Annotated in this window: 22 protein-coding genes and 2 tRNA genes; 11 read left to right on the top strand and 13 right to left on the bottom strand. The window is 66.3% G+C overall.

Annotated elements, in window-relative coordinates; translation table 11 throughout:
- Positions 1-83: 83 nt before the first annotated feature.
- The 3 genes from mobA to AB4Z48_RS26195 all read left to right on the top strand — a co-directional run bounded on the left by mobA (position 84) and on the right by AB4Z48_RS26195 (position 2,423).
- Positions 84-683 (top strand): molybdenum cofactor guanylyltransferase MobA, encoded by a 600-nt coding sequence (gene mobA, locus AB4Z48_RS26205; RefSeq protein WP_441619370.1) that lies wholly within the window; start codon positions 84-86, stop codon positions 681-683.
- Between the two features lie 33 nt (positions 684-716).
- On the top strand, positions 717-1,994 hold the full coding sequence (moeA, locus tag AB4Z48_RS26200) for a molybdopterin molybdotransferase MoeA (protein WP_441619368.1): 1,278 nt from the start codon (positions 717-719) through the stop codon (positions 1,992-1,994).
- Between the two features lie 162 nt (positions 1,995-2,156).
- Entirely contained in the window at positions 2,157-2,423 is a 267-nt protein-coding gene (locus AB4Z48_RS26195; protein WP_043347933.1) for a hypothetical protein, read from the top strand.
- Positions 2,424-2,529: 106 nt separating this feature from the next.
- Here AB4Z48_RS26195 and rmuC read toward each other — a convergent pair whose 3' ends face one another.
- The 6 genes from rmuC to AB4Z48_RS26165 all read right to left on the bottom strand — a co-directional run bounded on the left by rmuC (position 2,530) and on the right by AB4Z48_RS26165 (position 9,282).
- Positions 2,530-4,014: a DNA recombination protein RmuC gene (gene rmuC, locus AB4Z48_RS26190; protein WP_441619366.1), complete on the bottom strand. Its 1,485-nt coding sequence runs from the start codon at positions 4,012-4,014 to the stop codon at positions 2,530-2,532.
- A 43-nt stretch (positions 4,015-4,057) separates the two neighbouring features.
- Positions 4,058-5,056, bottom strand: coding sequence for a 2-hydroxyacid dehydrogenase (locus AB4Z48_RS26185; RefSeq protein WP_441619364.1), 999 nt, complete (start codon positions 5,054-5,056; stop codon positions 4,058-4,060).
- Positions 5,057-5,066: 10 nt separating this feature from the next.
- On the bottom strand, positions 5,067-6,485 hold the full coding sequence (locus tag AB4Z48_RS26180; RefSeq protein ID WP_441619362.1) for a sodium:proton antiporter: 1,419 nt from the start codon (positions 6,483-6,485) through the stop codon (positions 5,067-5,069).
- Positions 6,486-6,693: 208 nt separating this feature from the next.
- Complete coding sequence (locus AB4Z48_RS26175) at positions 6,694-7,380, bottom strand: LutC/YkgG family protein (protein ID WP_441619360.1); 687 nt, start codon at positions 7,378-7,380, stop codon at positions 6,694-6,696.
- A gap of 58 nt (positions 7,381-7,438) precedes the next feature.
- Complete coding sequence (pncB, locus tag AB4Z48_RS26170) at positions 7,439-8,617, bottom strand: nicotinate phosphoribosyltransferase (protein WP_441619358.1); 1,179 nt, start codon at positions 8,615-8,617, stop codon at positions 7,439-7,441.
- Positions 8,618-8,733: 116 nt separating this feature from the next.
- On the bottom strand, positions 8,734-9,282 hold the full coding sequence (locus AB4Z48_RS26165; RefSeq protein WP_441619356.1) for a hypothetical protein: 549 nt from the start codon (positions 9,280-9,282) through the stop codon (positions 8,734-8,736).
- A 359-nt stretch (positions 9,283-9,641) separates the two neighbouring features.
- Here AB4Z48_RS26165 and fdxA point away from each other — a divergent pair, with 359 nt between their 5' ends.
- The 3 genes from fdxA to AB4Z48_RS26150 all read left to right on the top strand — a co-directional run bounded on the left by fdxA (position 9,642) and on the right by AB4Z48_RS26150 (position 11,542).
- The gene (gene fdxA, locus AB4Z48_RS26160; RefSeq protein WP_441619354.1) at positions 9,642-9,965 is read left to right on the top strand and encodes a ferredoxin FdxA; all 324 of its coding nucleotides are present in this window, start codon (positions 9,642-9,644) and stop codon (positions 9,963-9,965) included.
- Between the two features lie 111 nt (positions 9,966-10,076).
- Positions 10,077-11,186, top strand: coding sequence for an NAD(P)/FAD-dependent oxidoreductase (locus AB4Z48_RS26155; RefSeq protein WP_441619352.1), 1,110 nt, complete (start codon positions 10,077-10,079; stop codon positions 11,184-11,186).
- Positions 11,187-11,466: 280 nt separating this feature from the next.
- A tRNA-Asn gene (locus AB4Z48_RS26150) sits at positions 11,467-11,542 on the top strand.
- 78 nt (positions 11,543-11,620) lie between these two features.
- On the opposite strand, the gene AB4Z48_RS26145 is transcribed toward AB4Z48_RS26150, so the two are convergent.
- The 3 genes from AB4Z48_RS26145 to AB4Z48_RS26135 form a co-directional block, all read right to left on the bottom strand.
- Entirely contained in the window at positions 11,621-11,890 is a 270-nt protein-coding gene (locus AB4Z48_RS26145; RefSeq protein WP_441619350.1) for a hypothetical protein, read from the bottom strand.
- A gap of 79 nt (positions 11,891-11,969) precedes the next feature.
- Positions 11,970-14,078, bottom strand: a complete 2,109-nt coding sequence (gene fusA / locus AB4Z48_RS26140) for an elongation factor G (RefSeq protein ID WP_441619348.1) — start codon at positions 14,076-14,078, stop codon at positions 11,970-11,972.
- Positions 14,079-14,335: 257 nt separating this feature from the next.
- Positions 14,336-14,411: transfer RNA gene (locus AB4Z48_RS26135), tRNA-Met, on the bottom strand.
- Positions 14,412-14,539: 128 nt separating this feature from the next.
- Here AB4Z48_RS26135 and AB4Z48_RS26130 point away from each other — a divergent pair.
- Positions 14,540-14,737, top strand: coding sequence for a cold-shock protein (locus tag AB4Z48_RS26130; protein WP_006158572.1), 198 nt, complete (start codon positions 14,540-14,542; stop codon positions 14,735-14,737).
- A 34-nt stretch (positions 14,738-14,771) separates the two neighbouring features.
- The gene (gene rpsU, locus AB4Z48_RS26125; RefSeq protein ID WP_006158571.1) at positions 14,772-14,984 is read left to right on the top strand and encodes a 30S ribosomal protein S21; all 213 of its coding nucleotides are present in this window, start codon (positions 14,772-14,774) and stop codon (positions 14,982-14,984) included.
- 396 nt (positions 14,985-15,380) lie between these two features.
- Here rpsU and AB4Z48_RS26120 read toward each other — a convergent pair whose 3' ends face one another.
- Together AB4Z48_RS26120 and AB4Z48_RS26115 are read right to left on the bottom strand one after the other, a co-directional pair.
- Complete coding sequence (locus AB4Z48_RS26120) at positions 15,381-15,998, bottom strand: LysE family translocator (protein WP_441619345.1); 618 nt, start codon at positions 15,996-15,998, stop codon at positions 15,381-15,383.
- A 40-nt stretch (positions 15,999-16,038) separates the two neighbouring features.
- A complete protein-coding gene (locus tag AB4Z48_RS26115; protein WP_441619343.1) occupies positions 16,039-16,572 on the bottom strand; it encodes a PaaI family thioesterase in 534 nt (177 codons plus the stop codon).
- A 190-nt stretch (positions 16,573-16,762) separates the two neighbouring features.
- Between AB4Z48_RS26115 and nodI the strand changes: the two genes are divergently transcribed.
- The 3 genes from nodI to AB4Z48_RS26100 are packed head-to-tail and all read left to right on the top strand — an operon-like array spanning position 16,763 to position 18,835.
- A complete protein-coding gene (gene nodI / locus AB4Z48_RS26110) occupies positions 16,763-17,674 on the top strand; it encodes a nodulation factor ABC transporter ATP-binding protein NodI (protein WP_441619341.1) in 912 nt (303 codons plus the stop codon).
- 49 nt (positions 17,675-17,723) lie between these two features.
- Positions 17,724-18,581: an ABC transporter permease gene (locus AB4Z48_RS26105; protein WP_441619339.1), complete on the top strand. Its 858-nt coding sequence runs from the start codon at positions 17,724-17,726 to the stop codon at positions 18,579-18,581.
- 8 nt (positions 18,582-18,589) lie between these two features.
- Positions 18,590-18,835 carry a hypothetical protein gene (locus AB4Z48_RS26100; protein ID WP_441619337.1) on the top strand — a complete coding sequence of 82 codons (246 nt, stop codon included), beginning with the start codon at positions 18,590-18,592 and terminating at the stop codon, positions 18,833-18,835.
- A 28-nt stretch (positions 18,836-18,863) separates the two neighbouring features.
- Here AB4Z48_RS26100 and AB4Z48_RS26095 read toward each other — a convergent pair whose 3' ends face one another.
- Together AB4Z48_RS26095 and purF are read right to left on the bottom strand one after the other, a co-directional pair.
- On the bottom strand, positions 18,864-20,069 hold the full coding sequence (locus AB4Z48_RS26095; RefSeq protein ID WP_441619335.1) for an O-succinylhomoserine sulfhydrylase: 1,206 nt from the start codon (positions 20,067-20,069) through the stop codon (positions 18,864-18,866).
- 416 nt (positions 20,070-20,485) lie between these two features.
- Entirely contained in the window at positions 20,486-22,015 is a 1,530-nt protein-coding gene (gene purF / locus AB4Z48_RS26090; RefSeq protein ID WP_441619334.1) for an amidophosphoribosyltransferase, read from the bottom strand.
- Between the last annotated feature and the right edge of the window lie 68 nt (positions 22,016-22,083).

Below are 22,083 nucleotides of genomic sequence, written 5' to 3'. Positions count from 1 at the left end.
TTCCGCAACCTTTCCGCACCTTTCCGCACCTTCCCGGACCTTCCGTCAACGTGCCGCCCGCGCCGCAACCCAACTTCCACCCGATGATTTCACGCGACGACATTACCGGCCTGATCCTCGCCGGCGGCAGGGGCAGCCGCATGGGCGGGACCGACAAGGGCCTGCAGCCATTCCGGGGCGCCCCCATGGCCATGCATACGCTGATGCGCCTGGCGCCCCAGACCGGCGGCTTGCTGATCAATGCCAACCGCAACCTGGCGGCCTATGAGTCGTTCGGGGTACCCGTGGCGACCGACTCGGTGCCCGATTTCGCCGGGCCGCTGGCCGGCATGCTCGCCGGGCTCGAACAGTGCCAGACCGCCTGGCTGCTCACCGCGCCCTGCGACTCGCCGTTCCTGCCGCCCGACCTGGCCTCGCGCCTGGCGGCCGCGATCGAGGCGGAAGGCGCCGAGATGGCCATCCCCGTCACCGTCGATGCCCAGGGCCGACGGCAAACCCAGCCCGTGTTCTGCCTGATGCCGGTGACGGCACGCGACAGCCTGGTGGCATTCCTCGATGCCGGCGGCCGCAAGATCGAGACCTGGGCCGCGTCCCACCGCCTTGCCGAAGTGCCGTTCGACGACGCCGGCGCCTTTGCCAATATCAATACGCTGGACGAGTTGCGCTCGCTGGAAGCGCGCTGACAAACCAGGCCACTGCCTCTCCGGGACCGCTCCATGCCTTCTCTGCAATCCGTCATTTCCTGCCTGTCCGACTACGATCCCGGCGCCTTGCCGGTGGCGCAGGCCAGCCAGATCATCCGCGAAGTGATCGAACCGGTCCGCGGCACCGAACAGCTCGCCATCCGCACCGCGCTGGGCCGCGTGCTGGCCGAGGACGTCATCTCCACGCTGGACGTGCCGGCGCACGACAACGCCGCCATGGACGGCTACGCCTTCGCCGGCGACGAACTGGCCGGCGGCGGCGAAGTCACCCTGGTGGTCGCCGGCAGCGCCTTCGCCGGCGGTGCGGGTAGCCAGCGCGCAGGGCGTGGCCAGGCGGTGCGCATCATGACGGGCGCGATCATGCCGGCCGGCTGCGACACCGTGATCCCACAGGAGTTCGTGGAGGTACACGGAGAGCAGATCCGCTTCGACGCCGCTTCGGTGCGCGCCGGGGACAACCGCCGCCTGCGCGGCGAGGATCTCGCGCTAGGCCAGGCGGCGCTCGCCGCGGGCCGCATCCTGCGCCCGGCCGACCTGGGCCTGCTCGCATCGCTCGGCGTGGCCGAGATCAAGGTCCGGCGCCGCCTGCGCGTCGCCTTCTTCTCCACCGGCGACGAACTGCGCTCGATCGGCGAGCCGCTCGATCCGGGCTGCGTCTACGACTCCAACCGCTATACGCTGCACGGCATGCTGCGCCGGCTGGACGTGGACCTGGTCGACATGGGCGTGGTGCGCGACGACCCCGAGGCGCTCGAAGCCGCGTTCCGCAGCGCCTGCGAGAATGCCGATGCCGTCATCACCTCGGGCGGCGTGTCGGTCGGGGAAGCCGACTACACCAAGCAGATCATGGCGCAGCTGGGTGACGTCACGTTCTGGAAGATCGCCATGCGCCCGGGGCGGCCCATGGCCTTCGGCCGCATCGTCTCCCATGGCCGCGAAGCGCTGCTGTTCGGGCTGCCGGGCAACCCGGTGGCGGTGATGGTGACCTTCTATCACTTCGTGCGGGCCGCCTTGCACCGGCAGATGGGTGCCAATGTGCCGCCGCTGCCGCTGATGCGCGTGCGCAGCGTGCAGCCGATCCGCAAGAAGCCGGGCCGCACCGAATACCAGCGCGGCATCCTGACGCAGGCGGAGGACGGACGCTGGCAGGTAGGCGTGACCGGCCAGCAGGGATCGGGCGTGTTGCGCTCGATGAGCGAGGCCAACTGCTTTATCGTCCTCGGGCACGATCAAGGGCGGGTGGAGGCCGGCGACGAAGTCGAGGTGATGCTGTTCGACGGGCTGATGTAGGCTGCGCCACGGTGTCGTTTTTGTGCCGCAGTTTTTTGACCTTTAGCCGACGTTTAGCCGCCAGATCGGCCGTTTTCCGTACCCTGCGGGTGGCGGACTATGCGCCGCTGCACCCATTCGATACACTTGCGCAACATTACTCTGCCTATGCCCCAAGCTGTCATGAATCAGGAGATTGCGTACCTCCACCCGGTCAAAACCGCCCGCGCGCTGGTGCTCGTGTACCTGTGCTTTTCGGTACCGATCGTCTCGCTGGGACTGTTCGTGGCCTTTATCCGCTACGGTGACCTCCCGGGCATCACGGTGTTCACGGCACTGATCCTCAATGCGCTGATCGGCTTCGGCCTGTTGTGGCTGGCCTGCAAGGCCTACAACTGGGTCGCGGCGCGCTTCGGTGGCATCGAGGTCACGATCCGCGACCTGCCCTGAAGCCCCGGCCGCCCGGCCAGCCTCAAAAAAGAAAAGCGCATCGGTTCGATGCGCTTTTTTCGTCATGGACACCCTCGCCCCGGGGCTCCCTCGCCAGGGGCTTGCTTCAGCCGCCCTCGCCTTCGCCTTCCTCGCCCTGCGCCTGCTCCACGGCACCCAGGCCCAGCAGTTCCTGCGCAGCCTCGCCGGGCATCGCCTCCACCGCGCGCAGCTTGCGCTCCATCTGCCGCGTGCGTACTTCGGCCAGCTCGATATTGCGCGCCGCCCGTTCCAGCGTGTCGCGGGTCTTGGACAGCACCACGCCGAACTTGCCGAACTCGGTCTTGACCGCGCCCAGCACGCTCCATACCTCGCTCGAGCGCCGCTCCAGCGCCAGCGTGCGGAATCCCATCTGCAGGCTGTTGAGCAAGGCCATCAGCGTGGTCGGCCCGGCCACGGTGATGCGATGGTCCCGCTGCAGCAGGTCGACCAGGCCGGGCCGGCGCAACACCTCGGCGTACAGGCCTTCGGTCGGCAGGAACAGGATGGCGAAATCGGTGGTGGCCGGCGGCGAGACGTATTTTTCCGAGATGGTCTGCGCCTCGCGCCGGATCGCCACTTCCAGTTCGCGCCCGAAGGTGGCCACGCCATCCACATCGCCCCGCTCCTGCGCATCGAGCAGCCGCTCGTACTGCTCCTTCGGGAACTTGGCATCGATCGGCAGCCAGACTTCCCCGCCCGACGGATCCTTGCCCGGCAGGCGGATGGCGAACTCCACCCGCGCGCCAGAATTGCGCACGGTCTCGACGTTCTTGGCGTATTGCTCGGTGGTCAGCACCTGTTCGAGCAGCATTTCCAGTTGCACCTCGCCCCATGTGCCGCGCGACTTCACATTGGTCAGCACCCGCTTGAGGTCGCCCACGCCCTGCGCCAGCGCCTGCATCTCGCCCAGCCCGCGGTGCACCTGCTCGAGCCGCTCCGACACCAGCTTGAACGATTCGCCGAGACGCTGCTCCAGCGTGGCGTGCAGCTTCTCGTCGACGGTGCGGCGCATCTCCTCGAGCTTGGTGGCGTTGTTGGCCTCGATCTCCTTGAGCTTCTGCTCGAGCGTGGCACGCACCTCGCCCAGGCGGCGCTCGTTGCCTTCGGAGATCTGCCCGAGCTGCTGCTGCAGCACGTCGCCGAAACGGCGCAGCGCCAGGCCTTGCTCCTCGCGCGCGTGCTGGCCCTGCTGCAGCAGGTTTTGCCTGACCTGGTCGAGCTGCTGGGCATTGGACTCGGTCAGCTTGGCAAGCTGCTGCGCGAACATGTCGATCTGGTTGTTCTGCAGCGTGGCGATGCTGGTCAGCTGCGACGACAGCGTCTGCTGGAAGCGCATCATCTGCTGGCCGGCTTCTCCCCGGCCGACGCTCGCGCTCTGCGCAATCTCGGTGCGCAACTCGCGCTCCAGCCGCTCGGTGCCACGCGCGCCTTCGGCACGCAGCTCGGCGAGCAGGCGCAGCAGTTCCGGGCTGGCGTCAGCCGGCGCGCCGCGCTGGCGCAGCAGCAAGACCACCAGCAACAGCACCGCGGCGGCGGCCAGCGCGAGCGTCAAAAGAGAAATCAGGTTCATGTATGTCGGGAGTGATCGAAGGCGCCGTGGCAACCAGGATGCATCAGCGGCGGCGTGCCATCACTTCGGGATTGATCACCGAAGGCGGATGGCCCGCCTGCGGGCCTGCGTCCAGCGCGGCGATCAGGTTGTCGGCGGCTAGATCGGCCATGGCGCGCCGGGTCTTTTCGGAGGCGCTGGCGATGTGCGGGGTCAGCACGACATTGGGCACCGCCAGCAAGCCGGGATGGACGCTCGGCTCGCCCTCGAACACATCGAGCCCGGCGGCGAAGATACGGCGCTCGCGCAGCGCCTCGGCCAGCGCGGCGTCGTCCACGACACCGCCGCGCGCAAGGTTGACCAGCGTGGCCGACGGCTTCATCTGCGCCAGCTCGGCGGCGCCGATGCTGTGATGGCTCTGCGCGCCATAGGGCAGCACCAGCAGCAGGTGATCGGATTGCGCCAGCAGTTCGGCCTTGCTGACATAGCGCGCATTGAGCGCGCGCTCGGTTTCCTCGGGCAGGCGGCTGCGGTTGTGATAGATCACGGGCATGCCGAAGCCTGCCCCGCGCCGCGCCAGCGCCTGCCCGATGCGGCCCATGCCGAGGATGCCGAGCGTGCTGCCGTGCAGGTCCACGCCGAGGAACATGTCGAAGCTCCAGCGCTGCCAATTGCCCGCGCGCAGCCAGTGCTCGGACTCGGTCACGCGGCGCGCGGTGGCCATCAGCAGGGCCCAGCCGAAGTCGGCCGTGGTTTCCGTCAGCACGTCGGGCGTGTTGGTCGCCACGATGCCGGCCGCGCTCAGCGCGGGCACGTCGAGGTTGTTGTAGCCCACCGCCATGTTGCAGACCGCGCGCAAGGCCGGCAGGCCTGTCAGCAGCTCGCCGTCGATGCGATCCGCGGCATTGGCCAGCACGCCGGCCTTGCCCGCCAGGCGCGCCTTCAGCGCGGCGGCGTCGAGCGCCTCGTCCTGCTGGTTGCTGTCGACATCGAAATATTGCGCGAGCCGGTCGATCACTTCGGGAAAGATGGCGCGGGTCACGAGGACGGAGGGCTTGCTCATGGTTGCGTGCTCACACGTGGAAAAAGATAAAAGTCATCATCAGGAACAGCGGCACCAGCACGCACGCCGACCACAACATATAGCCGAAGAAGCTGGGCATGCGCACGCCGCGGCTCTCGGCAATCGCCTTGACCATCAGGTTGGGCGCGTTGCCGATATAGGTATTGGCGCCCATGAACACGGCGCCGGCCGAGATCGCCGCCAGCGTCGACGCATCCCGCGTCATCAGCGTCACGGGGTCGCCGCCGGCGGTGTTGAAGAACACCAGGTAGGTCGGCGCGTTGTCGAGGAACGAGGACAGGATGCCGGTGGCCCAGAAGTACATGCTGTCGACGGGCCGGCCGCCCGCATCGCTGACCAGGCGGATCACGCCGGCAAAGGCGCCATCGGTGCCGGCCTTGAGCATGGCGATCACCGGGATGATGGTGAGGAAGATGCCGGCGAACAGCTTGCCCACTTCCAGGATCGGCTCCCAGGTGAACTCGTTGCCGCTGCGCGCCGTGGCCGGCGTGATCCACAACGACAGCAGCGCTACCGCCACCAGCAGGACATCGCGCGTGGCCATCTGCAGGCCGACCACCGTGCCCATCACGTCGAACTCGATGCCGGGCTTCCACAGCCCGCTCATCAGCACCAGGGCAACCACCGCCAGCAGCAGGATGAAATTGCGCTTGCCTTCGATGCGGATGCCTGCCGAATCGGGCGTGGGATCGGCGGCCGCCGGCAGCTCTTCCTCACGGCGCAGATAGTAGTGCCGGTCGACGAAATAGAAGATCACCAGCAGCGCGCTGCAGATGAACAAGGTCTCGGGCAGGATATTGCGCAGCGTCCAGAAGAAATCCACGCCCTTGAGGAAACCGAGGAACAGCGGCGGATCGCCCAGCGGCGTCAGCGCGCCACCGGCATTGGCAGCCAGGAAGATGAAGAACACCACCACATGCGCCACATGGCGCCGGTTATCGTTGGCGCGCAGCAGCGGCCGGATCAGCAGCATGGCCGCGCCCGTGGTGCCCATCAGGCTGGCCAGCACCGTGCCGAGCGCGAGCAGCCCGGTATTCAGCCGCGGCGTGCCGTGCAGATTGCCACGCACGCAGATGCCGCCGGCCACGACGTACAGCGCGGCGATCAGCGCGATGAACGGGATGTACTCGGAGAGCAGCGCATGCACGGCGCCTGCGGCCGCGGCATGCCCGCCAAAGGCCTGCGCGAACGGGACCAGGAACACCAGCGCCCAGGCCGCGACGATCTTGCCGTAGTGGTGATGCCAGAAACGTGGCGCGATCAGCGGCAACAGCGCGATCGAGAGCAGCGTGCCGGCAAACGGCAAGGCCCACAGCGGCGACAGCGTGGCGCCGTCGAGCTCCGCGGCACGGGCCAGTCCGGGCGTCGATGCAAGCAACGGTAAAAGCAATGCGAGGGCACGACGCATCGGCCGGGATCTCCTTGTTCTGGATTGCGGCACCCGCGCCGGGCGGCGGCAGGCGGAGACCGCGCGCGCGCCGGTCTGCTCAGCGCAGGTCAGCTCAGGACAGGACAGGACAGGCGCGACGGGCCACCGGCGTGCTGCCAAGCCCTCAAGTGTAAAGCAATCGCGCGGGCATTCCGGCCACGCGGCGAAGCATGTCGATGCGCGGGATTCAGTCCCGCTCGACCAGGATCACGTGCACGCGATACGGTCCGTGCGCGCCGAGCACGATGGTCTGCTCGATGTCGCCGGTGCGCGAGGGACCGCTGATGATATTGGTCGCGCGCGGCAGCTCGCCGCGCTCCCTGCGCATCAGCGCGAAAGCATCTTCCATCCCGTCGACGATGCGCGAAACCGGCACCACCGCGATATGCGTCTCCGGCAGCAGCGCGGCCGAGGCGAAGGTCTGCGGGCCGGACAGCAGCATCAGCGAACCGGTCTCGGCAATGGCGCAGAAGCAGCCCGTGATGCCGACCATGTCGCCATGGTCGTGGTCGGCCTGCGCGTCGCGCACCGGTGGCCGGCACTCCACCGTCAGGCCCTGCGCCTGCCAGTCGAGCACGCCGAAGCTGTCCCAGGCAACGGCCCTGCGCACCAGGCCCAGGCTGTCCAGGTAACGCGCGGCGGCGGCCGGCACGTCTGCCATGGTCGCCACGCGCTCCACCGTGGAAGCCAGCTTCACTGCCTGCTCCTGGAAGGTGGCGACCCGGTCCGCCGGTGCCGGCGGGCGCGGGCCGGCGGGATGGCGCGCAAGGTAGTCGGCCACAGCGGCGCGTTCGCCGTTGCTGACGCCGGCGGCGCGGCCCTGGGCCCCGCGGATGCGGGCAAAGATGCGGTCGCGGGCGGAAGTGGTGTTCATGGCATGGGTTCCGAAAAAGGGTACTGGGATAGCTGGCGGGATCTTGGTGCGCGTCGCTTCAGGCCGGTGCCTGGATGCCGAACACCTGCCGCAGGTACGTCATGTATGCCGGGTCGTCGCACATGGTCTTCTCGGGCGTGTCCGACAGCTTGGCCACCGGCTGCCCGTTGCAGCGGGTCATCTTGATGACGATCTGCAGCGGCGTGTAGCCGAGGTCGTTGGTCAGGTTGGTGCCCACGCCGAACGCCAGGCGGCAGCGTCCGCCGAAGCGCTCGTACAGCTCGATCACACGCGGGATGTCGAGGCTGTCGCTGAAGATCAGCGTCTTGCCCTGCGGGTCGACGCGGCCCGCCGCGTAGTGGGCCAGCATGCGCTCGCCCCAGGCGAAGGGATCGCCCGAATCGTGGCGCACGCCGTCGAACAGCTTGCAGAAATAAAGGTCGAAATCGCGCAGGAAGGCATCGAATCCGTAGGTGTCGGACAGGGCGATGCCGAGATCCCCGCGGTATTCCTTGGCCCATACCTCGAGCGCGAACACCTGCGAATCGCGCAGCCGCGGGCCCAGCGCCTGGCAGGCCTGCAGGTATTCGTGCGCCATGGTGCCGAGCGGGATCAGGTTATGCAGCCGCGCGAAATGCACGTTGCTGGTGCCGGCCAGCTGGGGCCCAAGCACGCGGCGCATGGTCTGCAACACTTCTTCCTGCCAGTCGCGCGAGAAGCGGCGCCGCGAGCCGTAGTCGGCGATCACGCAATCGGCGTGGCCGGGCATCTTCAGCAGGGCCAGCTTGTCCTCGAGGCGGCGGCGCCCTTCGCTCCAGTCCGGCTTCGGCTGGGTATTGCGGAAGTAGACTTCGTTGACGATGGCCAGCAGCGGCACTTCGAACAGGATGGTGTGCAGCCACGGCCCGCGGATGGTGATCTCGATCTCGCCGCTGCCCGGCGCGACAGGCGCGACCGTGACGTATTTCTCGTTGAGGTGGAACAGGCCGAGGAAATCGACGAAGTCGCTCTTGATGAAGCGCAGGCCGCGCAGGTAGTCCAGCTCCTCCTGCGTGAAGCGCACCTGGCAGAGCTGGGTGATCTCGTCGCGGATCTCGTCGACATAGGGCGTCAGGTCGACGCCCGCGTTGCGGCACTTGAAGCGGTACTCGACCTGCGCCGCCGGGAAATGATGCAGCACGACCTGCATCATGGTGAACTTGTACAGGTCGGTGTCGAGCAGGGAGGCAATGATCATGTCGGGCCAGACGGCAAAGCCGAGTCAGTGCGACATGCTAACCGAAAGTGCGGCTGGCGGCCCGGGATTGCGATCCGGGATTGCGACCCGGCCGGCGACCGTCCGTGGCGCCTGTCTCACGCACCATCGAGGAAGCGGTCGGGCTGGCGGCCGCGGGCGCTGCCACGCAAGCACCATAGCTGCTCGCCCTTGTAGCCGGGGCAGACCACCAGCATGGCCTGCGCGCGCGGCACGGCGTCCGGCAGCGGTTCGGCGAAGGCGGCGGAGCGGACCGTGATGCGCTCCCAGTAGACCCGCGTAGCCGCGCGGCGGAACACCAGCACCTGCACCGGCGCGCCGCGCGCCGGTTGCAGGCCTGCGTCGCAGGGCATGAAGCCGGCCTGGCCGCAGTTGGCCATGGCCTCGCCGGCCGGCTCGACCACCACGCCGAAGTCGTCCCACTCGAAGCGCGTCAGTGCCTCCAGGGGTACCGGCCGGTCGGTCTCCATGCGCCATGCCATCAGGCGCGCCACCACGCTCTCGGGCGGCAGCCCGGCCTGCGCGAGCGTCTGCGCATGGGCAAGGGGCGCGGCCACCGCAAGCAGCAGCGCCAGCCGGGCAAGCAGACCAGCCGCAGGGAAACGCCGGGCGCCGCTGGCTGGCGGCTTGCAGACGGGTACAGGCATGGCGCTCTCCTCGGGTGGACGCGCGGCAGCACCGCGCGGGCAGGCTCAGGCAGCATACAACGGCGCCGCGCCATGGGCCAGCGAAGCACATTCGCGCCAGGCCGCGGCACTGCGTTGGATCAAATGCGCATAAAGAAATAAGAAAACTATCTGATCCGGCTATATAGGAGGATTACCCTAGGTTTGTGGCTCGGCTACAATATCGGTCTTTGAAAGGCCACGGCCTGCGCTCGCGTCGCGTACGGTGAATGGATGGTGACCCCAAGGGAATTCCCATCCCGCCCGCATGGCGGCGTGACCCGCAACGCACAACAAGCCTGTTCCCCCATCGAAGCCGATCCCGTTTTTCTGGAACCGAAATGACTCACGTTGTCACCGAATCCTGCATCCGCTGCAAATACACCGACTGCGTCGATGTGTGTCCGGTTGATTGCTTCCGCGAAGGTCCGAACTTTCTCACCATTGACCCGGACGAGTGCATCGATTGCGCGGTGTGCGTGGCGGAATGCCCGGTGAATGCGATCTATGCAGAAGAAGACGTGCCTGGCGACCAGCAGCCGTACATCGACCTGAACGCCGAACTCGCGCGCAACTGGCCGTCCATCACCAAGACCAAGTCGCCGCTGGCGGACGCGGACCAATGGAAGGACGTGAGCGAGAAGCTGCAATACCTCGAGCGCTGATCGACACGCCGGCCAGGGCACAAGACCAAAAGCAGGCCAGAAAGCCGTCCCCACACGCGAGCTTTCCCGTAATGCCGGGCACGCCCGTGCCCACAACGTATCAGGACGAATATGGACTTGAGCATCCCTAACCCCGTCGCCGACGCCGGCCACAACGTCGCCGCCGGCAACGCCGCTGGCGGCCAGCCGCTGGAAATCGACGCGCTGATCGTCGGCGCGGGACCGGTCGGACTCTTCCAGGTCTTCGAACTGGGCCTGCTTGAAATCAAGGCGCACGTGATCGACTCGCTGAAAGTCGTGGGCGGCCAGTGCGTCGAACTCTATCCGGACAAGCCGATCTACGACATCCCGGCGGTGCCCATCTGCACCGGCCAGGAGCTGACCGACAACCTGCTCAAGCAGATCGAGCCGTTCGAGCCGACCTTCCACCTGGGGCAGGAAGTTGCCGTGGTGGAGCGCCGTGAAGACGGCCGCTTCTTCGTCGAGACCTCGCTCGGAACGCGCCTCATCACCAAGACGATCTTTATCGCCGCCGGCGTGGGCTCGTTCCAGCCGCGCACGGTAAAGGTCGAAGGCATCGACAAGTTCGACGGCAAGCAGCTGTTCTACCGTGTCAAGGATCCGAGCCGCTTCCACGGCCGCAACCTCGTCATCGTCGGCGGCGGCGACTCCGCCCTTGACTGGGCGCTGGACCTGGTCGGCAAGGCCGAGTCGGTGGTGATGATCCATCGCCGCGACGGCTTCCGCGCCGCGCCGGCATCGGTCGCCAAGATGAAGGAACTGTGCGAGCAGATGGAGATGCAGTTCCTGGTCGGCCAGATCGGCGGCTACGAAGAAAAGGACGGCCTGCTCACGGGAATCAAGGTGACCGGTGCCGATGGCGTGACCCGCCGCCTGCCGCTCGATGACCTGCTGGTGTTCTTCGGCCTCTCGCCCAAGCTCGGTCCCATCGCAGAGTGGGGCCTGGACCTGGAGCGCAAGCAGATCAAGGTGGACACGGAGAAGTTCGAGACCAATATCCCCGGCATCTTCGCGGTGGGCGATATCAACACCTACCCCGGCAAGAAGAAGCTGATCCTCTCGGGCTTCCACGAAGCCGCGCTGGCCGCCTTCGGTGCCGCGCCGTATATCTTCCCCGCGAAGAAGATCCACATGCAGTACACCACGACCTCGCCGAAGCTGCACAAGATCCTCGGCGTCGATTCGCCGGTGTTCGACTGAGCCAGGGGCGCCCTGCTCGCCGGCCCCGTCCGGCAATCGGGCGCAACATAAAAAAACCGTCCTCCGGGGCGGTTTTTTTATGGCAAAAAATAAAAAGCTCTCCTATAATCTGGCCCTCGCCACCGGACACCGGCAGCGCAGGCCAGATCATCGGCCAGGCGCGTGGGTCGTTCAGGCGGAACCAGAAGTTTCGCAGCACCGGCAGCAAAAGCAGCAAAAAGTTGTCGCCAGGGTGTTGACGAATAAAAGAGAAACTGGTTATAATCCTTTTCTCAGCTGTTCCCTGATAGCTCAGTTGGTAGAGCGACGGACTGTTAATCCGCAGGTCGCTGGTTCGAGCCCAGCTCGGGGAGCCAAAGAACGTGAAAGGCCCGCAAGAAATTGCGGGCCTTTTTCACATGGCGCTTCGCTTTCCAAGCTCTCCTGGCGCATTGCTACGCCGAAGCACTCCGCGCGGGCTGCCCATACAGCCCACATTCCAGATCGCTCTCCAGTTCCTCTATCCACTCCAGCCCGGGGGCTGCCTCATAGGCGCTTTGCGCACTGTTGGAGAGCCGCCTCACGCTGAGCCGGCGCGGATCGCCGGCGACGACCGGTTCCTGCTGGATCTCGAAATCGTTGGGCACGAAGCCCAGCCGCTCGCACAAGACCTGGACCTCGTGCTGTTCATCGGCGGGCAAGTGGGGATATAGCTGCTCGGCCATCGCACTCTCCTTTCGAGTCAATGCGGCGCCGCGCGGCACGCAAGCCGCGCGATGCCCTCGCCCTGCCGCTCAGGGCACGCTAGCGCGTCTGCCGGCTATTGATGACGGCCTCCGCCACATTTGCCGGTGCTTCCGTGTAATGCTTGAATTCCATCGTGTAGGTGGCACGCCCCTGGGTCAGCGAGCGCAGCGAGGTCGAGTAGCCGAACATCGTGGCCAGTGGCACTTCGGCGCGCACCAGCTTGCCACCGCCGCCCGCGATGTCCTCCATGCCGTGCACGATGCCGCGGCGCGATGACAGGTCACCCATCACGTTGCCGGTGAATTCCTCGGGCGTCTCCACTTCCACCGCCATCATCGGCTCGAGCAGGATCGGCTTGGCACGGCGCATCCCCTCCTTGAACGCCATCGAGCCGGCCATGCGGAACGCGTTTTCGTTCGAGTCGACATCGTGGTAGGAGCCGAACACCAGCGTGGCCTTGACGTCCACCACCGGGTAGCCGGCCAGCACGCCGGTTTCCAGTGTCTCGCGGATGCCCTTGTCCACGGCAGGAATGAATTCGCGCGGCACCACGCCACCCTTGATCGCATCGACGAATTCATAGCCCTTGCCGGCCGGCTGCGGATCCAGGTCGATCACCACATGGCCATACTGGCCGCGCCCGCCGGACTGCTTGACGAACTTGCCCTCGACATCCTTCGCGCCCTGCTTGATGGTCTCGCGGTACGCCACCTGCGGCTTGCCGACGGAGGCCTCCACATTGAACTCGCGCCGCATGCGGTCGACCAGGATTTCCAGGTGCAGCTCGCCCATGCCGGAGATGATGGTCTGGCCCGATTCCTCGTCCGTATGCACGCGGAACGACGGATCTTCCTGCGCCAGGCGGTTCAGGGCCAGGCCCATCTTTTCCTGGTCGGCCTTGGTCTTGGGCTCGACGGCCTGCGAGATCACCGGCTCCGGGAAACTCATGCGCTCGAGGATGATCACGTTGGTCGGATCGCACAGCGTGTCCCCGGTGGTCGCCTCCTTGAGGCCGACCGCGGCGGCGATGTCGCCGGCGCGCACCTCCTTGATCTCGCTGCGCACATTGGCGTGCATCTGCAGGATGCGCCCGAGCCGCTCCTTCTTGTCCTTGACCGGGTTGTACACGGTGTCGCCGGAATTCACCACGCCGGAATAGACGCGGAAGAAGATCAGCTGCCCGACGAAGGGATCGGTCATGATCTTGAAGGCCAGCGCGGAGAACGGCTCGTCGTCGCTGGGATGGCGCTCCGCCTCCTTGTCGTCCACGGTATGGCCCAGGATGGCGGGCACATCCACCGGCGACGGCAGGTAGTCGATGACGGCATCGAGCAGCGTCTGCACGCCCTTGTTCTTGAACGCGCTGCCGCATAGCATCGGCACGATCTCGTTGGCGACGGTGCGCTTGCGCAGGGCCGCCTTGATCTCTTCCTCGCTCAGCGCCTCGCCGCCCAGGTACTTGTGAAGCAGTTCGTCACTGGCTTCGGCTGCGGCCTCCACCATTTTCTCGCGCCATTCGGTCGCCAGCGCCAGCAGCTCGGGGGGGACGTCGCGATACTCGAAGTGCAGGCCCTGGCTGGTGTCGTCCCATACCGTGGCCTTCATCTTGACCAGGTCGATCACGCCCTGGAAACCGTCCTCGGCGCCGATCGGAATCTGCACCGGCACCGGGTTGCCCTTGAGGCGCTCGCCGATCTGCGCGCGCACGCGGAAGAAATCCGCACCGACGCGGTCCATCTTGTTGACGAAGGCGATGCGCGGCACCTTGTATTTGTTGGCCTGGCGCCAGACGGTCTCCGACTGCGGCTGCACGCCGCCTACCGCGTCGTAGACCATGCACGCGCCGTCGAGCACGCGCATGGAGCGTTCCACCTCGATGGTGAAGTCCACGTGGCCCGGGGTGTCGATGATGTTGATGCGGTGCTCGGGATAGTTGCCGGCCATGCCCTTCCAGAAGGCGGTGGTCGCAGCCGAGGTGATGGTGATGCCACGCTCCTGCTCCTGCTCCATCCAGTCCATGGTGGCCGCGCCGTCATGCACCTCGCCGATCTTGTGATTGACCCCGGTGTAGAACAGGATGCGCTCGGTGGTGGTGGTCTTGCCGGCGTCGATGTGCGCGCTGATACCGATGTTCCGGTAGCGCTCGATGGGGGTTTTGCGGCTCACGGCGATCTCCTGGTAGGTATCGCTCAAAAGAGTATCACTTTCGCGGGCGGCGTACTGAACGGCCCGCGGGACGGGGCCTGGCGGGCAGCACGGACATGCCGCTTCGCGCCGTGATGCCGGCGCCGGGCAATTTTTCCATCACATTCGCGACGCGGGTCGCACGGCCCGCCGCAAGCCCGCGCAAAAGCAGCGCGCGGCGGTCGCAAAAAACAGAAAAGCCCACCGATAAGGGGCGGGCTTTTTAGTAGAATACGGTCTGGTTGCGGGAGCAGGACTCGAACCTGCGACCTTCGGGTTATGAGCCCGACGAGCTGCCAACTGCTCCACCCCGCGTCAGAGGGGCGTACTATACGCCACTGAAGCGGATATGTGAAGCGTTTTCGGCATCTTTCCTTGACAGTGTTTACGTAAACCTGTAAAAGCAAGTGGGCGCATTTTTTGCGCTCAAAAGAGGAATCTTCATGGAAACTGGTACCGTCAAGTTCTTCAACGCCCAGAAGGGTTTTGGCTTCATTACCCCCGACGCCGGTGGCAAGGACTTGTTCGTCCACATCTCTCAGGTTCGCGGGGGTGCTCCGCTGCAAGACAACCAGCGAGTGCAATACCAGTCGCAACAGGGCAAGAAAGGCCCTGAAGCGGCCAATGTTTCCCCCGTTTGAACCCGCCGCTTTGCGGCAATGCTAAAGGACAGAATTGACTAAGATCGTCTTGAAACCCGGTGAGCCCGTTGAAGTTGCAATGCGGCGTTTCCGTAGGGCCATCCTCCAGACCGGCCTGATCGTTGAACTCAAGAGCCGTACCGCTTACGAGAAGCCCACGACCGAGCGCAAGCGCAAGAAGAAGGCAGCGGAATCGCGCCTTCGCAAACGTCTGCGCATGCAAATGCTGCCGAAGAAGATGTACTGATTCTGGCATTGCAAGCGGCGAGCGTGCTTCAGCGCGATTTGCCGCAGGCCGCGTGGGCCGTATGAATCCGCCAATCGTCACCTGGCGGATTTTCGTATTGGCGCGGCGCGGCCGGTAGTCCGGCCCTTCGGGGCCAGGCTTCCGCCACCCGCCCGACTCTTCCTGCGCTTCACCCTGCCCGTCGTTCCAGCGGAACCGAATGCGGCTGGTGTGTTGTATGCGCTCGCCTGTCCGGCGTGCCGCACATTCTCCCCGCCCCGCGCATTCCCCCCTGCTTCCCCGCCTGTTTCCCCGCTTTGATTCGCCCCGGCAACCGCCACGCCAGGGTATTGTGCCGCCTGTCGCTCGCGCAAGGCAGACCGCCCCGGCGGCCCGCCTGCACCGCCGGCTGCCGCGTCAGCTGCGCGCGGCGATCAGCGCGCCGGCGCCGATCAGCGTGATGCCGCCTGCCCGCTGCACGTTGGCCTGCGCGCGCCGCGTGGTCAGGCGGGTCGCCAGCGCACGCGCCAGCATGGCGTAGATCGCGGCGTTGGCCGTGGCCATCACGACGAAGGTGGGAATCAGCACCACTGCCTGCGGCCAGAATGCCTGGCGGGCATCGAGGAACTGCGGCACGAAGGCCACGAAGAAAACGATGCTCTTGGGGTTGAGCGCCGTCACCAGCCAGGCTTTGCCAAAGCGCTGCCTGCTGCTGCCGGACTGCGACTTGACCGCCATTGCGCTCGCGCGCGATGCGCCGCGCAGGGCCTGGATGCCCAGGTAGACCAGGTAGGCGGCACCGGCCCACTTCAGTGCCGTGAAGAGCGCCGCCGAGGTGGCGAGCACCGCGCCGAGCCCGGCCATCGACAAGGTGAAGGCGGTCAGGTCGCCGGCTGCCACGCCGGCCACCGTCGCGTAGGCCGAGCGGCCGCGATGGGCAAGTGCATCGCCAATCACGAGCAGGATGGTCGGCCCCGGGATGATCAGCACCACGATGCTTGTCAGCACGAATGCCAGCCAGTGTTCGAAAGACATTGCGGCTCCTCTGGGGATACTGGAATATCCGGCGCGCCGTTCAGGCGGCCGGCATCGGGAAGACAAGGCAGGTCGTGGTCGCGTAGGCGTACAGCTTGCCTTGCGTATCGATGATACGACCCTCGGCGATGCCGATCTGCGTGCTCAGGTTGATCACCTTGCCTTCCGCGCGGATCGGCCCCGTGCGGGTGGTCAGCGGCCGCACGTAGTTCACCTTGAGTTCCAGCGTAGTGTAGCCCTTGCCCGCCGGCAGCATGGTGTGCACGGCGCAGCCCACGCAGGAATCGAGCAGCGTTGCGGCATAGCCGCCGTGCACGGTGCCGATGGGATTGTAGTGCTGCGGCCCGGGCGTGCCCTGGAAGACAAAGCGCCCGGACCCGAATTCCACCGGCACGAAATCCATCAATTGCGCGATGGGTGCGCCGGGCACATTGCCCGCCATCATGTCCTCGAAGAACTGCAGGCCGGTCCGTTCGGCCAGCTGCGCCATCGTCGCCACGCCGGGCTCGCCCAGCCTTGCACGTGCCCGGCGTTCATCCTCCTGCCACTGGGCCAGTACGTCCTCTGCACTCATTGGTCGGTCTCCTTTTCGTCCTTGTGGCCTGAATATTCTGTCCGGCGCCCGGCTGCAGGGCACAGGCTGCCAGCCAGCAAGATAACTGCTTCCGGCATTCCTTGCTGCGGCGCGCCACAAAACATCCCTCCCACTGCCTGCATAATGGTGGATATTGCGCCAGCGGCGCGCATTCTTTCCCGGTCCTGCCTTGACTGCCATTCTCGAACTACGCAACGTAAGCAAGCAATACGGCGACACCATGGTGGTGAACGACCTGAGCCTGCGCGTGCAGCGCGGCCAGTGCTTCGGCCTGCTGGGGCCCAATGGCGCCGGCAAGACCACCACGCTGCGGCTGCTGCTCGGCCTGACCACGCCGGCTTCCGGCACGCTCACACTGTGCGGCGAGCCGATCCCGCAGCGCGCGCCGCAGGCGCGCATGCGGGTGGGCGTGGTGCCGCAGTTCGACAACCTGGATCCGGATTTCACGGTGGTCGAGAACCTGCGCATCTTTGGCCGCTACTTCGGCCTGGAGCGCGCCGAGATCGAGCGCCGCGTACCGGCACTGCTGGAGTTCGCCCGGCTCGAGAGCCGCGCCGGCGCGCAGGTGCGTGATCTTTCGGGCGGCATGCGCCGGCGCCTGACGGTCGCGCGCGCGCTGATCAACGACCCCGACCTGCTGGTCATGGACGAACCCACCACCGGCCTGGACCCGCAGGCACGCCACCTGATCTGGGAGCGCCTGAAATCGCTGCTGGCCAGCGGCAAGACCATCCTGCTGACCACGCACTTCATGGAAGAGGCAGAGCGCCTGTGCAACTACCTGTGCGTGATCGACGGTGGCAGCAAGATCGCGCAAGGCAAGCCGCACGAACTGATCGACAGCCAGATCGGCTGCGATGTGGTGGAGGTCTACGGCGACAACCTGGCGCCGCTGCGTGGCGAGTTGCAGCCACTGGCCATACGCACCGAGATGAGCGGCGAGACGCTGTTCTGCTATGTGAAGGAGCCGGCCCCGCTGCTGGCGGCGTTGCATGGCCGCGCCGGCGTGCGCTACCTGCACCGGCCGGCCAACCTGGAGGACGTCTTCCTCAAGCTGACCGGGCGCGAGATGCGCGACTGAAGCGCGCCTCGCCAAGGCGAGGCCGACCAAACGGATCGAACGATTGAACATGAGCGAACAAGACCCCCGCCCGAGCGGTACGCCAGCGGCCACCGCGCCGCCGCGCATGCCCGCGCCGCCGCAGCACTACCCGCAGCCGCTGCTGCCCTTGAACGCGCGCAACTGGACCATGGTCTGGTATCGCAACTTCATGGTGTGGAAGAAGCTGGCGATCCCCTCCATGATCGGCAACCTGGCCGATCCGATGATCTACCTGTTCGGCCTGGGCCTCGGGCTGGGCCTGCTGGTCGGCCAGGTCAACGGCGTGTCCTATATCGCCTTCCTCGCCGCCGGCACCACCGCATCCAGCGTGATGATGTCGGCCAGCTTCGAGTCGATGTATTCGGCCTTCTCGCGCATGCACGTGCAGCGCACCTGGGAGGCCATCATGCATGCGCCCCTGACCCTGGGCGATGTCGTGCTGGGCGAGATCATGTGGGCCGCCAGCAAGGCGGTGCTGTCGGGCCTGGCGATCATGCTGGTGGCTGGCGCGCTGGGTTATGCGCAGATGCCCGGCGCGCTGCTGGCGCTGCCGGTGATCGTGCTGGCCGGCATTGCCTTCGCCAGCCTGGCCATGATCGTCACGGCGCTGGCGCCGAGCTATGACTTCTTCATGTTCTACCAGACGCTGGTGATGACGCCGATGCTGCTGCTGTCCGGCGTATTCTTCCCGCTCGAGCAATTGCCCGCCGGAGCGCGGGCCGCCACGCAGCTGCTGCCGCTGGCGCACACGGTTGCGCTGATCCGCCCCATCATGCTGGGGCGCCCGATCGACAACCTGGCGCTGCATCTTGGGGTGCTGTGCGCCTATGCGGCGGTGGCCCTGGTAGTGGCGCTGATGCTGCTGCGCCGCAGGCTGTTGCGATGAGCCGCCAGATGCAAGGAAGCGGCCGTAGCACCAGCATCGTCGCCAGCCACGCCGCCCTGCTCGCGGCGCTCACGACATGTACGCTGCTGGGCGCCTGCAGCGTGGTCGGCGCCACCGTGGCCGTGGGCAGTGCCGTGGTGTCCACCGCGGCCACCGTGGGCTCCGCTGCCGTCAGCGTGACCACCACCGCCGTCGAAACCACGTATGGCGTCACCAAGGCCGGCGTGCAGGCAGTGGCCGGCAGCAGCGACTAGCGGCTGCTGCCGGCCACTGCCAGCGGCCTCAGCCCTGCAGTCCGCGCAGCAGGTCGGCCTTCAGGTCTTCCACCGACTCCAGGCCCACCGCCATGCGGATCAGCCCCTCGCCGATGCCGGCCGCGGCCTTGGCTTCCGGGCTGACACGCGCATGCGTGGTGGTGTACGGGTGCGTCACGGTGGTGCGTGTGTCGCCCAGGTTGCCGGTGATCGAGCACACGCGGGTGTTGTCGATCACGCGCCAGGCATTGGCACGCTGTTGCTCCGGCGTATCGCCCTTGAGCTCGAACGACACGATGGCGCCGCCCCCGCTCTGCTGGCGCCGGGCCACTTCGTACTGCGGGTGCGATTTCAGTGCGGGGTGGTAGACGCGCGCGACCGCGGGATGCGACTCCAGGAATTCCGCCAGCACCAGCGCGCTCGCGCTGTGGCGCTCCATGCGGATCGCCAGCGTCTCCATCCCCTTGAGCAACACCCACGCATTGAAGGCGGACAGCGTCGGACCGGCCGTGCGCACGAAGGGGAATACCTTGCCCATGATGAAGTCGTGCGAACCGACCACGGCGCCGCCGAGCACGCGGCCCTGGCCGTCGATATGCTTGGTGGCCGAGTGCACGACGATGTCGGCGCCGAACTTCATCGGCTGCTGCAGCGCCGGCGAACAGAAGCAGTTATCCACCACCAGCAGCGCACCGGCATTGTGGGCGATGTCCGCAACCGCGGCGATGTCGGCCACTTCGGTAAGCGGGTTGGACGGCGTCTCCAGGAAGAACAGCTTGGTGTTGGGCTTGACCGCCGCGCGCCAGGCGCCGAGGTCGGTGCCGTCGACGAAGGTGGTCTCCACGCCGAACTTGGCGAAGATATTGGAGAACAGCGTCATGGTCGAGCCGAAGATGGCCCGCGAGCTGACCAGGTGATCGCCCGCCTGCGTCGATGACATCACGATCGACATGATCGCGCTCATGCCCGATGCCGTGGCCATGCAGGCCTCGGCGCCTTCCAGCGCGGCCAGGCGCGTCTGGAACATCGCCACGGTGGGGTTGGTGAAGCGCGAATAGGTGAAGCCCGTCTCCGAATTGGCAAAGCGTTCCGCGGCTTCGGCGGCGCTGTTGAAGCAGAAGCTGGAGGTCAGGTACATCGCCTCCGAGTGCTCCATGAACTCGCTGCGCATGGTGCCGGCGCGCACGCCGAGCGTATCGATGCCGAGGGAGTCGAGGGGAAGCGGTTCGTTCATGATGGACAGGCGGTGATACCCGCGCGGTTATAGGTAAAAGCGGTGCAAACGTCGGATGCGCTGAACACGTTGCGCCGGCCACCGGGTCGTACGGGTGCGGCCGGCAACAAAAAGCCCGTGCGATCCATTGGCCTGGCTGGCCGAATCGACGGGCTGCTTGTGTCTGGGAGGATAGGCTCCGCGCTGCGGCGGGATGCAGGCTTGCCTTCGTGCCTTCGGTGCGCACGACCGGGAAGCCGGCCTTCCGCTTTAGCTGTTTCGGGCATTTCCCTGTGACGGGTCATTTCCTGTTCCGGCAATCACGCTCCGGCAGGACCCGCGTCCGCAAGCTGACAATCAAATCGACGCCCGGCCATGTTACGGCCGGGCCCGGTCTGCGTCAACTCCACGGCGCGCGCCGGCGCGGCTGCCCGGACTTACTCGTTGCTGCCCGAGCGCTGCAGGTGCAGCTGCGAGCGCTCTGCATCGCCGCCGGTGCCGTCGCGGTCGGCCTGGCTGCGCGCCGTTTCCAGGCGTTCGAGGTAGGCCTCGTCGATATCGCCGGTGACGTAGCGGCCATCGAAGCACGAGGCGTCGAAGTCGTTCAGCTTGGGGTTGATATCGCGCACGGCCTGCTTCATCGCATCGACATCCTGGTAGACCAGCTTGTCCGCGCCGATGATCTTTGCGATCTCTTCATGGCTGCGGCCGTGGGCGACCAGTTCGCTGCGGGTCGGCATGTCGATGCCGTAGACGTTGGGGAACTTCACCGGCGGCGCGGCCGAAGCGAAGATGACCTTGTTGGCGCCGGCGTCGCGCGCCATCTGCACGATCTCGAACGAGGTGGTGCCGCGCACGATGGAGTCGTCCACGATCAGCACGTTCTTGCCCTTGAACTCCACGCCCATGGCATTGAGCTTCTGGCGCACGGACTTCTTGCGCACCGCCTGGCCCGGCATGATGAAGGTACGGCCCACGTAGCGGTTCTTGAAGAACCCTTCGCGATAGCCGACGCCCAGCTTGTTGGCCACCTGCATGGCCGCGGGGCGGCTGGAATCGGGAATCGGCATCACCACGTCGATGTCGCCGGCGGAGATTTCGCTGCGGATCTTCTCGGCCAGGTAGTCGCCCATGCGCAGGCGCGCGTCGTACACGGGCACGCCATCGATGCACGAGTCCGGGCGCGCCAGGTAGACGTACTCGAAGATGCAGGGCGTGAGCACCGGATTGTCGGCGCACTGCTGCGTGTAGAGCTTGCCGTCGAGGTCGATGAAGATGGCCTCGCCGGGCGCAACGTCGCGCTCGAGCTTGTAGCCGATGCCTTCGAGCGCCACCGATTCGGAAGCAACCATCCACTCCTTGCCGGTCGGCGTTTCGACGCTGCCCAGGCACAGCGGACGGATGCCGAACGGGTCGCGCACGGCCAGCATGCCGTAGCCGGCGATCTGCGCGGCGATGGCGTACGAGCCGCGCACGCGGCGGTGCATGCCGGCCACGGCCCTGAAGATGGTGGCCGGGTCCAGCGCGAGGCCGCTGCTGGCGCGCTGCAGTTCGTCGGCCAGCACGTTGAGCAGCACTTCGGTGTCGGAGTGCGTGTTGATGTGGCGACGGTCGCGGCTGAACAGCTCCTCGTGCAACTGCTTCCAGTTGGTCAGGTTGCCGTTGTGGGCCAGGATCACGCCGTAGGGCGCATTGACGTAGAACGGCTGGGCTTCTTCCTCGCTCGAAGCCGAACCGGCGGTGGGGTAACGCACCTGGCCGATGCCGGCGGCACCGGGCAGGCCGCGCATATTGCGCGTGCGAAACACGTCGCGCACCAGGCCGTTGGCCTTGTGCATGTGGAAGGTGCTGCCATTCGCGGTAGCGATGCCGGCCGCATCCTGTCCACGATGTTGCAACAGCAGCAGGCTGTCGTAAATCAATTGGTTAACGGGCGTGGAGGAAACCACACCGACGATACCGCACATGCCAAGCTCCCAGGAAAAGCGTTTGAATCGGGGCGCGGCCCTGCCCTTGTAGGACGGGGCCCGCGTAC

Source organism: Cupriavidus sp. 2TAF22 (genome assembly GCF_052115045.1).
GTDB lineage: Bacteria > Pseudomonadota > Gammaproteobacteria > Burkholderiales > Burkholderiaceae > Cupriavidus.
The sequence above is the reverse complement of the archived record's forward strand: the minus strand, read 5'-3'. Positions and strand labels throughout refer to the sequence as shown.